A 15,831-nucleotide genomic window follows, 5' to 3' on the forward strand; every position below is an offset into this window, starting at 1 on the left:
AAGCACGAAAGACGCCCAGCTTCCGGGACGACGGAAATTATCAGGAATTCCAGATATAATCCGGCGAAAATCTGCGGGCTCTTCCGGGCGCCGTCCGGTGCCGGTACATGGTGACTCGCCGGCCAAGGAGGCGATGATGAACATACAGAGAAAGATCTGCTTTGTTCCCCCGCCCGGAGCTGACGTCTGGCAAACCCTGGCACATATACGCCAAGCCGTCGACGTATATGAAGGTGCCGCCAAAAAGGCGATCATGGGGATGACGTCGGAACAAACACTGGAAACCTTGCGGCTCGTCCCCTCGCACCATGTCACCACGGCCGCCGCGACCCCTGGCGGCCTGGAACGCCTCATCGCCAGCCGCACCACGAGCACCGAACCGACAGCTGAGTGGTTGACCTTGCCGGAAGGGGAGGTCAATCCCGAGCTGCAAGCCGTTGGCTCGCCCGAACGGACAGAAACCGATGCTGTGCAGGGGTACAGGAGGAATTTTTCTTCTCACTCCGGGAAACAACCTCCCGGACAACAGGGCGCAGAAATCGCTCATCACATCGCCAATCGCGGTGAGTCCGACGGCCCTCTCGAGGGAGTTCCCCTGACCTCCGGGGAAACCGCAGCCACCGAACGGTACGACACCATACTGGATGCGATGTCGACGGCCCTCCATGGCAAGCCGGCCAATCAACATGAGGACTATGCGAAGTGGATAGCCGATCTTGAGGGCCTGGAAAAAATCTGGGACACCAGAGCTGGAGAGTTCGACCCCTATGTTTGGACCGATCAAGCGAAACTTCGGCCCGACGACGGCAACTCAGATCATGAGCTCTTGCTTTCCTTGATGAGCACATACAGGGAAGTGGAGGCGGAGGGTGGCGCGATAAGTATCGCGAAAATCGCAGCCAGGTATATCATCCAGGATCTGAAGGCCCTGGACTCGAAATTCACGGTCGGTGATCCAGAAGACAACGACTGGATTGTCCGCAACTGGGATACCGAACTCGACGAACTCGACATGGAATGGGTCGGATTTTCGAAAGCGGACGGCTCCTTGATCGACGGTCGCAAGACTGTAGCCCAATGGGATGGGTCAAAAATCTATGCGGTGCGAACGAGGATGGCCGAGGGGGGTCTCATCTCGGTACGTACAGAGCGAGGCACCATGAATGTGAACCGGTGGGTATTCGCTGAAATCCTCAAATGGGACCTGGATAATGCTCTCGATCGCTTGGACGTACCGGACGCACCGGAAATACCCATTGTTCTGGCCTTCTCTCACGCAGGTTCCGGAGGACTCGAGCTTCCTCGCACGGTTGCCGCCATCACAGGCCGGAAGGTGTGGGCAGCCAGTGGCGAAGTCATCGTCACCAAAGATCCCTTCCCTATGCTTGCCCTGATCGACCATCAATCCATCGACAGCACCCGGGGTGAGTGGATCGAATCCGGCCCCTACGACTTGCTCCAATCGCCGGCGGGCTCGCCTCTTCTGATGGCCACCGGTCATGTGCGTACCGCCGACGGCGACGAAGTAGCCGATGAGGACATTCACAGCCACACAGTCATCGACGAAATCACAAAGGAACTCGTTGGCCGCATGTCCTATGCGGCCTCAGGCGATCTCGCCAGGGCGCGAGAAATTGCCTACGCAAGATGGCGGAACATCACCGACTCCGGGCTTCAAGATGCCGACGGCAAGGCAATAGACCCCCCGCAGACCGCGCCCGTCCCCTGGCTGGGCCAAAAGCCATACTTCTTCTCCGCCCACGGCACACCGGGTTTCGCATACCTAACGCAGCGCGATGGCAGCACCATCCACCAAGTGGACGGCAAGGAACTCGGCGGCTACCTGAAGCGCCGCCCCAGCTTCAGCCAGAACACGAAACCCCTGGTACTCCAGGTCTGCTTTGCGGCTGCTGCCCCCATCGAGGGAGGGCTCGACAATGTGTCCACCGCGCAGCACGTGGCCAACGCGACAGGCCGTAAGGTCTTCGCCCCCACGACGAAGGTCACGGCTTACACCGACAGGTCGATGGTGCTGACCGATAACAGTCCCGACGGGAAGCCACCGCGGTGGGAGGCGTGTCTGCCCGAACCGGAGGGAGTCGAACTGGACAGTGTGGCTCGCGACGCCGGACTCCACAGGGGCACGGGCCGCGCTGATGACACGGTTCGTGCCCAGACTCTGCGCGGAGTCCGAGCCCTGCGCCAGGTCTTCGGCTACAACATCGGTCAGGTGCCCCGCGATTACGCAGCTCTACTGTGTGGTGCTACGGCCGTCGAAACGATGTGGCGCGGCAACGGCCTTACTGAACCGTTCTCATCACAGAAGCTTGAAAACATCCTCGACGGATACGTGCGAACCGTCCTGGGTTCCGGCAAAGTCACCAGCGAACTCCGCAAGAGAGCACTGCTGGCCGCCGCCAAGGACCTCAGCGGGGGCCCCAGAGAACGGCAGCGTCCCCAATCCACGCACAACAGCCAAACCCCCAGGTCCCCGGCTGCCCCGGTTCGTAGGCCGAGCCCGAACACGGTAAAACCCACCAACCGCATCTGGGCCGAGTTGATCAGACAGGCCGACCAGACACGCTCGGCGCACCACCTCCCCAGCGCCGTACGCAACCAGAACGCGAACTCACGCGCCAGCACTCAGGTCCACCCCTCGGCCACACACATCCAGCGCCACAGGGCTGCGCCCTCGCAGGCACACGCAAAAGGCTCTCACGGCGCATCGAAGGCGCACCTCGACGCCCCACTGGGCCGGCGCAACCCGCAGACCCTCTCCGAGGGAGGGCTGGAACGGCCCGCGCCCGGCAGGGAACTCGAAACCGATGTCGACAGGAGCCAGCGCCCCGCAGCAGTGAGAGGGCTCGACAGCGGCAAGCCCGGTGAATCGCCCCGGAATAGCGCGCCGGATGTCACCGAAGCCGTCACACCGGCTCCAGTACCAAGCGCGCAAGAATTGACAACTGCAGAAGCAGCCGCGTCGGCGGCGGTCGCTAGCAACGGTGAGCCTGCAACACACGGGAGGTCACAGTCGCTCGGACCGGCCGAAATCGAGAAGATCACTGTCCCAAAAGCTCCCGGAATTGCTTGGGGAGAACCTTGGCGGACTCTGCCGGTGGCGCCGGTCCTGCACGAGATCAAGTTCCGCATACAGGGCCTGCTCGGCGACCAGGCCACCACCCACACCATGGCACAACTGGCCGATCTACTGAAACAAACGCCAGCCGGTACCGACGTGGCGCGGGAAGCACACACCGGACTGGTCAATCGGACATTCGGTGAACTCGCACAGTTGGCAGCCCAGCACATCCGCCATCACCTCGATGACCGCAGCACTTCCCGGAGCGTCCTGGGCATGGCCAACTCCGATTTCGTCCTCACCGCCATACAGGACCTCTACGTCGGGATTACGTTCGCCCAGAAACTCGCCGACGAACTCAATCACCGCATTATGCTGGAGATTACAGCCACTTCGCGCCTGACCATCTGTCCTTGAGCTATTTCCAACCTGGCTTCGTGTGACGGGAGTTGGGGTGAGGGGCAGTGCGGAGACGTAGAGAAGCTCCTGGTAGACGGGTGATTGTCGAGATCAACTGTCCAGCCAGGAGCTTCCGCGTGCTTGTCTACCCATCGGGGATCGATCTGTCCACCTCGTCCCTGCGATTTCTCGCCCGCCAGCTGAGCACGCGGCATCGAGAGCAGGGCACCCGGTGGCGTCGTCTGTCCGCAGGGCGCCAGGCGCTGCTGGTCCTGGCGCATCTTCGCTGCGGTGACACCTACGCCCGCCTCGCCGCCGGCTTCGAAGTCGGGATCGCGACGGTGTACCGGTACGTGGCCGAGGCCGTCGAAGTCCTCGCCGCGCTGGCTCCCGACCTGCGGACCGCGGCCTGCACCGCCTCCACCAAGGCATTCGTGATCCTGGACGGCACGCTGCTGCCGATCGACCGAATCGCGGCCGACCGGCCCTTCTACTCTGGGAAACATAAGAAGCACGGCATGAACGTGCAGATCATCACCGATCCCGCCGGGCGACTGGTGTGGGCATCGCCTGCACTGCCCGGCGCGGTCCACGACATCAAGGCCGCGCGAACCCACGGCATCATCGACGCCCTGGAGGAAGTCGGCGTGGAGTGCTGGGCCGACAAGGGTTACCGGGGCGCCGGCGGCACCATACGGCTGCCCCATTGGGGTCGCTGGGAGACGCTTTCCGCAGGTCAGCAGGCTGTCAACCGCTCGCATGCGAGGATCCGTGCGCTCGTCGAGCAGGCCATGCCCACCCTCGAGACCTGGCGACTCCTGCGCAAACTGCGATGTTCCACGACTCGCATCACCAGCCTGGTTCAGGCCGTCCTCACCCTGCATCTGACCTGCTCAAACTGAGGTTGGAAACAGCTCACTGCCCGAAATTGCTTCGGAATTGCTCGATCGGGCCAACCATTGGCCTATCGATCCAGGACCGCGCGTCCAGCACCGTACTGTGTCGCGATTCGGGCGAGCCATCGTGCAATATCGATGGTGTAGGACGCTATCAGTGCCACCTTGCAACGAGGCCCTGAGAGTTCGCAGACCTCGGGTGGGCAGGTCTCGAACGGTGAGGATGCAGTGATGATGGCCGAGATTTTCAGTGTCTGTTTCGAGGTGGAGCCTGATGTCGCACGAGAGATGACGACGTTGCGCTACCCCTTGGATCGACTAGCAGTGCTGGCTCCGCACTTCTCAGCCCTGAGATAGACCTGATTGCCTCGATTGACATGAGGCCCCATGGCCAAGTGATTGGCCGGCAGCACACTCACTCAAGTCGACTGGAACGGCAATGTCCGACCAGGTGAGAAGCGCGTGCTGTGTCCTGATTTGAGCACCGGTCTACATGGGGTCCTGGGCTGGAGCCCGGACCATTATTTGAGTGGCTTTACTCCGGTCGGACTTCTCCGTCAATCCTGATTTCCGGTCGTGCCGCTATAGTGTGCATGTCGTGATTATCAGTCGTGTCTGTACGCGACCGTAGAAAATGACCTGGCCTATGAAAAAAATTGAAAGAGGTGTTCTAGCGTGAGTCCTCTCGGTGGCGTCTTCCCTGGTGCCGGTTCTGCTGTCCAAGCGACGCCGAATAAAGTGTGCTTCGACGTCCTGACGGAAATCAGGGATCTGCAGAAAACGGGGGTCCTGGATGCCGCGGATGTCCGCAGGGCTGCTACAAAGGTGATCGACGCATTGCGTTCGACCTACGCTCGCGAAATCCGCCAACTTTCCAAGCCGGGTGCAATGCCGCAAGGGGGCGCTAAAGAAGAAATTCGCCGCGTCGAGTCTGTTCGGCGTCCAGATGCCGAACTCACTGTGCGACTCACACCTGATTCGCGCTCTTTCGACGTCACTGCGATTACAAACCGCCTTGAGCAAGGCAAGGGCGGTGTTGAATCCCCTCTCTTCTCCGAAGCTACTGAGATAGTCCAGCAGTACTTTGGACGGATGCCAGACGCTGACCTCAGGGAGGACACGGGGTTGGAGACGCTGCCGCCGGCGTGGCAGGCGGTGCATTTCGTGATGGCACACCTGGAGGATGCCCAGGACACGAACGCAGCTCGGGAGTCGGCAGCTGATCTCGCCCTCGTCATGTCTGCGCTTATGCCGTCCGACCTTGAGGAGGGATTGCTCCGAGCCGGTGTTTCGGGGACATCTGCGGGTTGGCAGGGACAGCCACAGGTTCCGGCGATCCTGCAGGAGAAGGTTGATGAAGCCATTGCGGAGGCCGTTGCACGCGCTGATGTGACGATGGAGGCTTTCGCTGCTGAACCCACGTTGATCGGCTGTGTCCCGCTCACGGAAGCCGTGATTAGGGTGTTGTACCGGCAGAAGAAAACTCCTGTCGAAGTCCTGCTGCCGGGCCGTTATCTGACCACGCTCGCCGGTGACCTGTCAGCCAAGGTGCCTGGGACCACCGCGGGTGCCGAATGGACCCGAGTTTCGGACTTGCAGATGGTCACGCGAGCTCTGACCAACATCGGCGACGGTGCCAGCGCAGTCGTCCTCACCGAACACCCCACGCGAGCAGGCCACGCCTTCGCAGCAACGAAGACCCCCTCAGGCGTATTCTGGATCGACCTGCAAGCTGACACACGAAACCGCATCACCTCCGACGCACCCCACCGGGCCGCGACCCGCACACGTGCCACGGTCCTCGATCCCGAGGGCCGCGTCGTCGAAAATGCACTCCTCGAATGGCCACCGGCCCGCGCTCACACCCTTGCCGAAGACCTCCTGGACCCCTCACCCACTCCCAACCAATACGGTGCCATCGGCGTGGAGATCGAATATGCGTGGCCCCTCGGAAGGTATAGCGGGAAGTTGTCCGCAGGCCTGCCGTTGGCGTGGAACGACACGTACGGGCTGCGACTGGTGGTAGATCACAAAACCTTTTACCGCGTTACCGATGGTCGACTGTTCCTCACACCACAAATAGCTGAGAAGAAGACCGGCGAAAAGCCAACGAAACAAAAAGAGGCCATCATCGAAGTGGTGACCGATCCGATGCGGGTCTTTAACCAAGAACAACGGTATCCAGGTCGGCAGCTCGTGTTGCCCCAAGCTTTGAGAATCCGCCACCTGCTGAGCAGGACCAACCATGAAAACTCGGAAATTCTGCTGCGAAATCTTCTGCCCGTACAGGAAGGGTGGGTGTTCTCCCCTGAAGGACAGTCTGTATCGGTCCGTCCGTCTCCGGATCCGAGTCACCGCGCCTATACCCAGTTGAATGTCGGTGTTCCCATAGGGGGGGTTCGCCACCTGCTGGAACTGGCGCAAGACCGAAACGGCCTCGACTCCTTGAACGATTCCCTGGGTGGTGCCCGGGCTTTCGCGGCCGATGTTACAACGTTGTACGCAGCACGGACGCTGAAGCGGAGCATAACGGAAGAGAATCTCCCCTTTCTGTCTGAAGTTCGCGGGCTCGACGAATTGTATGGATATGCCTGGCTGACGTTCCACCACGTTGCTGCAGGGCCCATTGTGACACGGTTCTTCCGCCAGCGCCTCACAAAGAACATGCTTATAGTGGCACTACGTAACTCATTTCACGTTGTGCGCCGATTGCTTCTCCCGGAAGCCAGGGAATTCCTTACTGATTATCAAACTCAAATCGCCGAAATGTTCACAGTGCGTCTCGGGCAGGCGATCGCCACGCATGGTGCACGAATGCCGGCGAACATTATGGATGAATCCTTTTCTGGTGGTGCGACATATCGCGACTATCTAATGACGGCAATCGCCGGGAAGACACTGCAAGGTCGTCGGGTGACCCAGGGCGAGTCGGTCGGAGTTGCAGATATGGACGTGGATCAGGGCGATGCCGGGCTGCCGAAGGTCGTGCTGGAATTGAGACAGTTCACCGGGGGACTCCAGAGCGGTGAAAAGTTTGCGGATATTCCGCATATGGATGATCAAACGATCAGCCGTACGGTGGGTGAGCTCGAAGCCGTCTCGCGCGAGGCAAATGCCCTGGCGCAACGCTTCCAGGATCCCCGTGTAGGACTCACGACCCGCGAGGCAACCACAGTTCTCGGCCATCAACTCGTGCGCCATGTGGGACCTCTCTTGCTGAAGCTAACGCCGCTGATGGCGGTTATACCTCAAGTCACCCAAAAGCGGTGGCCGGTGCTGGGGCACTCCGAAGCTCGCAAGATTGCAAATGCGCTCGTCCAACATGTCAAGGCCCCCGAAACAGCGCTGCCGTCATGGGTCCTGACACGGCTCACCCAGGTCCGTGAAACACTGATGGCGGCGGTGAATATGCAGACGCAAATAATGCCGGCGGAGCAGCCGTACTTCGCCGCAGCCGTACTTGACTTGAACGCCGTCCTGCGCGAGCTTACGCCGCGAGCAACTGGCTCGACATCAGCACCTCGAAGCGGTTCACAGCGGAATCCGGAGTATGGCGCGCCGCGAGCGTGGTCTGTCGTCGATGCAACAGCGGTATCGCCGACGGACAGGCCAGCGGATTCGTTGCCTGCCGCATCTTCGGGGCGTGAAAGCTTGGCATGGGGCGTTCGCTGGGATGCCCGGAAGTGGGACGAGTCTGCTTGGCCATACCGATTCGAGCGACTGAGTGAGCAGGATCGGAAAACCGTCGTCAGGCGTGAGGCCGAATTGGCCAGTCGGCGTCCGTTGGCGCGGGCTGCACTGCTGAACACTGATCGCTTCGAAGCATTTAAGGGCAGCACACGCGACACGAGTCGTCTGGACCCGATCGGCTTGGACGGCACGATGACTCACATTCGGGCTGACCTCCGACGGATCTGGATCCCCGACGAGACCAGTCAAGGGAGCGCGACTGGCAAGGCCGGCACGTGGTATCTGGATGTCACCCTACGGCTTCACCTGGAGGCAAAGGAAGGCGTCACACGGCAAACAGTCGAGACACTCGAAGAAGAACTGACAGAGGTGACTCGAGCAAAGCTCAACGCACACGCGTTTGAGCTTCCCAGCGGCGACAAGCTTTTTGTCAATCCCGAGTTCGTTAGTAAGTCAGACAATCCTCACCAAATCGTGAGCGTACACGCTGGCCAGGGCCAGATGACGGCCACCGACTTCTATCCGATAAGCTCCAAAGACGGGTCGCAGACCACCATGGGGCAGGCCCTTCACGAGTTCTTCCATTTGCTCGGAGCAAAAGACGGCTACCAAGACGAAGAAATGGCTCTCGGGCGATCAGCCAGTCCGTCCATCATGACCCATGATTCCCGTTTCGCTGCTTTGCTTAGCAGCGTGGACCTGGAAGTCCTTGGGAACCTGTACAGCTCAGGTCCCGTCATCTACGACTACCGGGACGGCGCACAGCAGCATGGCGAAGGGGCGCCCGGACGTCCGACGGCATTCTTGAACGCCCCACGCGCCAAGACCGACACCCTCCGATCGCCCCAGGTACTCGCCGAGCTTGAGACAACAGGCGAAGCGGCTCTCCGCACCCACTCCCAATCCGGCGAGCTAGCCGTCCCGGCTGAAGCCACCCCAACCAACAACGATGCCATTACTGGTAGTGAGCCCGGGCGGCCGAGCGAACACGAAATGACGCCCGAGACCGCCTCCGAGGTGCATGCAGCAGAAGGGTCCCCATTCCCTCTGGGAGGAAAATGGCAGCGGCAGCCTTTGCAGGTGCAGGCAGTCCTGCATACGAGAAAGTACCCCCTGACCACGCTGCTCGGTCAGGATGCGCCCCAGGTCACCACACAACTGGCAGAAGCCATGAACGCGCCCCAGGGCGATTCTGAAACCGAACGGAAGCAACACATCCAGCGAGTTAAGGCGGCGTTCGCCCCGATCGTGGCAGAGGCAGCCAGCCACATCCGCCGTGACCTCGCCGGCAACAGCACCCCCTCCAGAGTCTTGAGCCTAAACAACAGTCGCCTCGTGATTACCGAAATCCGCGACGCATCCCACGTCGCCCTGGCGCTCACACAAGAAATCGCCGACGCACTCAACAACCGCGTATACGTCGAACACACGCCCGGGCAAAAGATCCCCATCTGCCCCAGCCAAGATCAATCCACCCCCTGAAACCAAACGATTCCAGGGCCAGAGAACATGCCTTACCCCTTACCGGGTCTTCGAAGTTGAGCGGTGTGCTTGGGCTGGACGACTAAGTCCTGTCGCGGTCGGTGATGGAACCGATGGCTGGTAGCCCGGATGCAGGAGGCCCGTGGCCTTGAGTGATCATTTCTGTTCACAGAACTATCATGCAGGAGCCACGGGCTTGCTCAACGATACGACGTTGCTAAGTGTGTCCCGTAAATGATCTTTGACGCGCTGGACGACCTGCTCGCTTCTCCGTCATCCGGTGAGGGTGAGGTTGTGCAGGCGGGCGATGCCGAGCATGGCGTAGTGGACGCCGTCGCCTTTGAGTCGGCAGTCGCGGAGGATCTTCCAGCTCTTCATGCGGGCGAAGGTGTGCTCGACGCGTGCGCGGACCTTGCGGTGGGAGGCGTTGTGTTCCTCTTTCCAGGGCGGAAGTTCGGTCTGGCCGCGTTCGCGTCGGTGTGGGATGACCAGGCCGGTGCCGCGGTAGCCGCCGTCCGCGATGACCGTGGCGCACCTGACGGCGTCCTTCGCGCCGGAAAGCTCCCATGCCTTGCAGTCGTTGCGGTTGCCGGGCAGGGGCTGGCCGACGGCGACGACGAGTCGGGAGTGGGCGTCGATGACGACCTGGTGGTTGGTCCTACGTTGTTGATGGGTCGGATGGGCAGTCGTAGAGTCCGGAAGAGCCAGTGGTCCGGGTAAGGCTTGTGGTTGGTTGCCCGCGATGGCTCGCTCTACCTGGCCGCCCGGTCCACACGACGACTCGACCACTGATGAGGAGCTGCGCACCCCTGGTGATCGCTGAGTAGGACCATGCTGGCGAGGTCGTCCGGATGAACCGTATAGGTCGAACGACCGGAGGCAGCTGTGGCCCAGAACTGGGCGGGAACCGACATCGGCAAGACACACCACTACTGCGCGGTCCTGGACGCGGGCGGCGTGCAGCTGCTCTCGCGCCGGATCCTGAACGACGAGTCCGAGCTGCTGGAGCTCATCGGCGACGTCCTGGCACTGGGCGAGGACGTGGTGTGGGCGGTGGACGTCGCAGATGGCATGGCCGCCTTACTCGTCTGCCTGCTGCTCAACCATGGCCAGAAGATCGTCTACATACCTGGGCTGGCGGTGAACCGGGCCTCGGCCGGCTACCGCGGCATGGGCAAGACCGACGCGAAGGACGCCATTGTCATCGCCAACCAGGCTCGGATGCGTCGTGACCTGCAGATTTTGGAGCCGGGCAATGACTTGGCCGTGGAACTGCGGGTCCTGACCGACCGCCGGGCAGACCTGTCCGCGGAACACACCCGGAAGATCAACCGGATGCGAGCCCAACTGCTGAGTATCTTCCCTGCGTTGGAACGGGCCCTGCAGCTGACCAACATCGGTCCGCTGCTCCTGCTCAGCGGCTACCAGACGCCCTCCGCGCTGCGCAGGGCCGGTCGCAAGCGACTCGAGTTGTGGCTGGCCCATCGGAACGTCCGCAACGCTGAAACCCTGGCTGCCACCGCAGTTGAGGCCGCTCATCGGCAACACACGCAGCTTCCAGGCGAGAGCGCGATCGCTCAGGTAGTCCACGACCTGGCGTTGGAGGTGATCAGCTGTCGGCGTACACAGTTACGTCCCCAGCTTCGTACGGATGAATAGGGACAGTTGTTGGTGCGGTGAGGCGTGTTGCTCGGCACTCTGCTGCTTGTCGGTGTGGCAGTGGAGAGGGGCCTGGCGATGCTCTTGGACTCGGAGCGTTGGTTGGAACTGCGGCGTTTCCGTGGGTTGTTGGAGTCCGGAGCGCTGAGTTTGTCGGAGATCGCCCGGGAGACGGGGCTGGACCGCAAGACAGTCCGGAAGTACCTGTCGTCGGGCTCGGCGACGCCGCCGCGGCGGTCGCCGAACGGACGGTCCCGGGCGAGGGTGATCGACGAGTTCGCTCCGCTGGTCGATGCGATGCTGAGGGCCGAGATCCTGATGAAGGCCGCGGTGATCCATGAACGGCTGGTCGCGGAGTACGGGTTCACCGGGAACTACCAGCGGGTCAAGCTCTACGTTCAGGAAGCCCGCCCCAGGATCGCCGAGGAACTTGGCATCACCCCGAAGGAGCTGGCGGGTCTTCACCGCCGGTTCGAGGTGGTTCCCGGCGCGCAGGCGCAAGTCGACTGGGGTGACGAGGGCAGGATCCTCGCGCATATGGGCATCGGGAAGGTCTATTCGTTCCATATGACCCTGTCGTACTCCCGCGATCCGTTCTGCTGTTTCACCACGAGTCAGGATCTGGAGACCTTCTTCGATTGCCACCGGCGGGCGTTCGCGCACTTCGGCGGGGTGCCGATGACGATCGTCTACGACCGCACCAAGACGGTCGTGCGCCGGCACGTCGCCCCTGGTGAGGCGGTGCCGCTGCATCCGGAAGCGGTCGGATTCTCCGGGCACTACGACTTCGATATCGACGTGCTGGCCGCTTACCGTCCCACCGGCAAGGGCCGGGTCGAGCGCCAGGTGCTGATCGTCCGTGACCACGTTCTCTCCGGGCGGGCCTTTTCCTCGGTCGAGGAGATGGACGCCGCGTTCACGGCTTGGGTGCCCAGGCGGCGGGCTCAGATCCACAAAACCCACCGTGAGGTGATCGGGCACCGGGCCGCCCGGGACCATGCGGCTCTCAAGACGCTGCCGCCGACCCCGTATCTGGTTGCCGAACGGCACCTGCGGCCGGTCGGCAAGGACTGTCTGATCGCGTTCGGCGGCAACCTCTACTCGGTGCCCGCCCGCAAGGTCCGCCCCCGCCAGCTCGTCGAGATCCGGGCCACGAAGTCGCAGGTCATGCTGCATTCCACGGTCTCCGACTCTGGCGGCGAAACGCTGCTGGCCATGCACCCGAGGGCGGTCGGCCGCGGGGTCCGCGTGGTCGAGGAAGCACATTGGGACGGGCTGCCAACTGGCAAGGGACGCCGGACGACCACCGGCGAAGTCCCCTTCCAGCCGCGTCACCATAGCTCCCCGGGCGAGGAGGTCGGGCCCTTGCAGGCCCTGCTGAACCGGGCCGCCGCCGCCCAGGTCGAGGTCGGCCGCCGGCCGCTGTCTGTCTATGACGAGCTGACCGGCACCCGCCCCTTCACCACCCACCGCATCCCGAAGGAATCGTCTTGAGCGAGCTGACCGGCAACCGCATCCGCACCACGGCCGCGAAGCTCGGCCTGCCCCATCTGGCAGAGACCATCAACGAGTTCACCCGTCGCGCGGACGAGGGCAAGCTCGGCTACCTCGACTTCCTCGACCTGGTCCTCTCCGAGGAACTCGCCGTCCGGGACGACCGCCGATTCCGCCAGGGCCTGCGACTTTCCCGGCTGCCGCACCACAAGACGCTGGATGAGTACGACTTCTCCTTCCAACCGGATCTCGACCCGCGCAAGGTCAAAGACCTCGCCACCCTGTCCCTTCGTCGAGGCCAAGGCCAACGCGGCCCTGCTCGGACCGCCCGGAGTAGGCAAGACCCACATCGCGATCGCGCTGGCGGTCGCGGCCTGCCGGGCCGGCTACTCGATCTACTTCACCAGCCTCGACGACATGGTCCGCAACCTCAAAGCTGCCGAGGCAGCCGGACGTCTGACCAGCAAACTCGGCTCCTACCTGCGGCCGAGCGTCCTCGTGGTGGACGAGGTCGGCTACCAGCCTCTCGAACGCGCCGAGGCGAACCTGGTCTTCCAGGTCATCTCCAAGCGCTACGAGAAGGGCTCGATCATCCTCACGTCGAACAAGACCTTCAGTGAATGGGGCCAGGTCTTCGGCGACGAAGTCCTCGCCACCGCGATCCTCGACCGGCTCCTGCACCACTGCGAAGTCGTCCCGATCAACGGCCCCAGCTACCGCCTCAAGAACCGCCTCCAAGCCATCGAGCGAGAGACCGACGTGCCTGACAGGTGGGGACGAGGAAAGGTACGCGACTGGGGATCTAACTTCGTACGCCGACATCAGCCTCCACGAGAAGATCCACGCGCTGGACAAGCTCATTGCAGACCGGTTTCGGGAGCACGAACTCGCCGCAGTGATCTCCAGCATGCCCGGCATAGGTCCACTGCTGGGCGCCGAGTTGCTGGCCGCCACCGGCGGCAATCTCAGCCGTTTCACCAGTGCCGACCACCTCGCGGCCTTCGCCGGCGTTGCGCCGGTGCCGCGCGACTCCGGCAACGTCAGTGGCAACCTTCACAGGCCCCGCCGTTATCACCGAGGGCTCCAGCGCGTCTTCTACACCTCCGCGCAGATCAGCATCCGCAGCTGCCCAGAGTCCCAACACTTCTACGAACGCAAGCGGGCCGAGAAGAAACAGCACAAGCAGGCCGTGCTCGCCCTGGCTCGACGACGTGTCAACGTCCTGTTCGCCATGATCCGTGACGGACAGTGTTACCAAGCCCCAACTCCCGTCACTGCTGCGGCTTGACAACAACATGAGGAGGCCGAGTAACGGTAGTTCTTCGACTGCTCGGCGATGGTGTGATCCCGAGTGGGCACCAAGGTGCCGTCCACGATCAGCACGGCGTCCTTGCGGAACCGCCTGCGCTGTTGCAGAGCCAGCGAGGGCCCGAGGTGGTCGATGATGCGATCCGCTGCCGACTTCGAGGTGCCGAAGTGCAGGGCAAGCTGCCGCAATGTCAGGTTCGTCCGCCAGTATGCGGCGATCAGCAGGACCCGGTCCTCCAGTGGCAGGCTCCATGGCCGTCCCTTGCGAACGGGGTCTGCGCCCTCGCGTCGTAACGCGGTGATCAGCTTGCCGAACTGTCGCGGGCTCAGCCCGCTGAACGGGGCTCTCTTGAAAATCGCCTGACCCAATGTGTGATGGTGGGGGTCAGGCGGTCTCTTCGCGTGGGGTGGCGGTGACGTCGAGGCCGAGGGCCGCGAGTTGGGCGAGTAGACGTCGGGTCTGGCGTTCCTGGCCGAGGCGGTTGGTGAAGTGATCGGGTCCGAGATCGCGATAGGGAACGAGGTCGTGCAGGATGTGCCAGGCGGCGACCAGGATGGAGTGCCCGACCGCGACGGTCGCGCGTTTCGCGCCGCGGTGCGGGACGAGTCGTCGGAACTGTGCGCCCAGGTAGGTGCTCCTGCTGCGGGCGGCACTGGCGCCCGCCATGTAGAGCGCGGTCTTGAGCCAGGTGTCGCCCTGGCGGGTGCGCCCCGACAGGCGCTTGCCGGCCGACTCTTTGTTGCCTGGACACATTCCGACCCAGGAGGCAAGGTGGCCTGCGGTGGCGAAGCGGCTCATGTCCACGCCGACCTCAGCGATCAAGATCTGGGCCAGCGTCAGACTGATACCGGGGATAGTGATCAGTAGGTCGACCTGCTGTTGCAGCGGCTGCAGTTGCCGGTTGATCTCCCCGCTCAGGCGGGCGATCCGGGTGTCGGCTTCGTCGATGGCCCGCAGCATCGAGGCCACCATGAATGCGTGGTGCTGGGTGAAATCGCCGGTCAGCAGGGGGATCTTGCCCTGCAGGCTGCCGAATTGTCGGCGTACTTGCTTGAATGGCCCTGGCAAGATTTCCGTGACGCTGGGGTGTGCCACCGTGCGCCGGTGACACTCCGTCACGGGTAGCGGCGTCGGCGTAGGGCCATGAGGATGACGCGATGGCGGAGCCGCGGGACTCCCGCGCGTCCGGCCGTGATCCGTTTCTGGAGCTTCAGGTCGGTTATGCGGCCTTCGTTGACGCCGGAGTTGAAGGGGGTGGTGATGCCCTGGACAACTGCGGGCTGGTCTTCGCGGATGGCTTTGGCGAGGCTGGACAGGGCCGGGAGGCGGGCAGCCGTGAGTTGGTCGAGCCAGTCCGGCAACGGTGCGGCGTCGCGGGTGTCGAGCATGGCGGCGAACTGACGCACCAGGTCGTGGGTGCGGGCCAGTTCAGGGCAGTGCTCGAACAGTCGTCTGAGGGCCTCGGCTGTGTGCAAGTTGCGGCGGGACGGCGCGGTGGTGATCCACCGGGCGACTTCGCGAGGCGAGGGCGGCCGTTCGCGCGGTGTGTCGATCGGCAGGCCGCGGCGTAGCGGTGCGATGGCCATCTTGACTCGTTGGTCGTGGCCGCTGTAGCCCTTGGCGGCGATCTCCTGGTGCAGCACCGTCGCGGTGTGCTCGCCTTCCTCCCACCGCTGCCGAAGGTACTCCAGGTATGGATTCCCAATGACGTTGTCAAGCGGCGGTAGCGACCCACTGTGGTCGGGTCATATCGCTGTCGCGCCTGCGCGGGCCGCAGCGGTCTCGAAGAGCTTGTGGTCGCGCAGGAGGGCCCAGAGCACGTT

Annotated in this window: 6 protein-coding genes and 5 pseudogenes; 7 read left to right on the forward strand and 4 right to left on the reverse strand. The window is 62.8% G+C overall.

Annotated features, from left to right (window positions below):
- Positions 1-133 precede the first annotated feature (133 nt).
- The 3 genes from FNH09_RS02640 (at position 134) to FNH09_RS02650 (ending at position 9,546) form a co-directional block, all read left to right on the forward strand.
- Positions 134-3,496 carry a lonely Cys domain-containing protein gene (locus FNH09_RS02640; protein ID WP_152884656.1) on the forward strand — a complete coding sequence of 1,121 codons (3,363 nt, stop codon included), beginning with the start codon at positions 134-136 and terminating at the stop codon, positions 3,494-3,496.
- Between the two features lie 119 nt (positions 3,497-3,615).
- Positions 3,616-4,380, forward strand: a complete 765-nt coding sequence (locus FNH09_RS02645; protein WP_162468023.1) for a transposase family protein — start codon at positions 3,616-3,618, stop codon at positions 4,378-4,380.
- 669 nt (positions 4,381-5,049) lie between these two features.
- Entirely contained in the window at positions 5,050-9,546 is a 4,497-nt protein-coding gene (locus FNH09_RS02650; RefSeq protein WP_152884658.1) for a toxin glutamine deamidase domain-containing protein, read from the forward strand.
- Positions 9,547-9,819: 273 nt separating this feature from the next.
- Here the strand turns inward: FNH09_RS02650 and FNH09_RS02655 are convergent.
- A pseudogene (locus tag FNH09_RS02655) lies at positions 9,820-10,209 on the reverse strand (transposase); the annotation flags it as partial.
- Between the two features lie 222 nt (positions 10,210-10,431).
- Between FNH09_RS02655 and FNH09_RS02660 the strand changes: the two are divergent.
- The 4 genes and pseudogenes from FNH09_RS02660 to FNH09_RS02675 form a co-directional block, all read left to right on the forward strand.
- A pseudogene (locus FNH09_RS02660) lies at positions 10,432-11,160 on the forward strand (IS110 family transposase); the annotation flags it as partial.
- A gap of 69 nt (positions 11,161-11,229) precedes the next feature.
- Entirely contained in the window at positions 11,230-12,699 is a 1,470-nt protein-coding gene (istA, locus tag FNH09_RS02665) for an IS21 family transposase (protein WP_476691264.1), read from the forward strand.
- A pseudogene (gene istB, locus FNH09_RS02670) lies at positions 12,696-13,461 on the forward strand (IS21-like element helper ATPase IstB); the annotation flags it as partial. The gene istA and the pseudogene istB, both read left to right, overlap by 4 nt.
- Before the next feature lie 64 nt (positions 13,462-13,525).
- A pseudogene (locus FNH09_RS02675) lies at positions 13,526-13,987 on the forward strand (transposase); the annotation flags it as partial.
- A gap of 11 nt (positions 13,988-13,998) precedes the next feature.
- Here FNH09_RS02675 and FNH09_RS02680 read toward each other — a convergent pair.
- The 3 genes and pseudogenes from FNH09_RS02680 to FNH09_RS02690 all read right to left on the reverse strand — a co-directional run.
- A pseudogene (locus FNH09_RS02680) lies at positions 13,999-14,376 on the reverse strand (transposase family protein); the annotation flags it as partial.
- 16 nt (positions 14,377-14,392) lie between these two features.
- Positions 14,393-15,103, reverse strand: a complete 711-nt coding sequence (locus tag FNH09_RS02685; RefSeq protein WP_338017444.1) for a transposase — start codon at positions 15,101-15,103, stop codon at positions 14,393-14,395.
- Positions 15,104-15,123: 20 nt separating this feature from the next.
- Positions 15,124-15,651 carry a transposase gene (locus FNH09_RS02690; protein ID WP_338017445.1) on the reverse strand — a complete coding sequence of 176 codons (528 nt, stop codon included), beginning with the start codon at positions 15,649-15,651 and terminating at the stop codon, positions 15,124-15,126.
- Positions 15,652-15,831: the final 180 nt, after the last annotated feature.

It is taken from the genome of Streptomyces adustus (genome assembly GCF_009377175.1).
GTDB classification, from domain to species: Bacteria; Actinomycetota; Actinomycetes; order Streptomycetales; family Streptomycetaceae; genus Streptomyces; species Streptomyces adustus.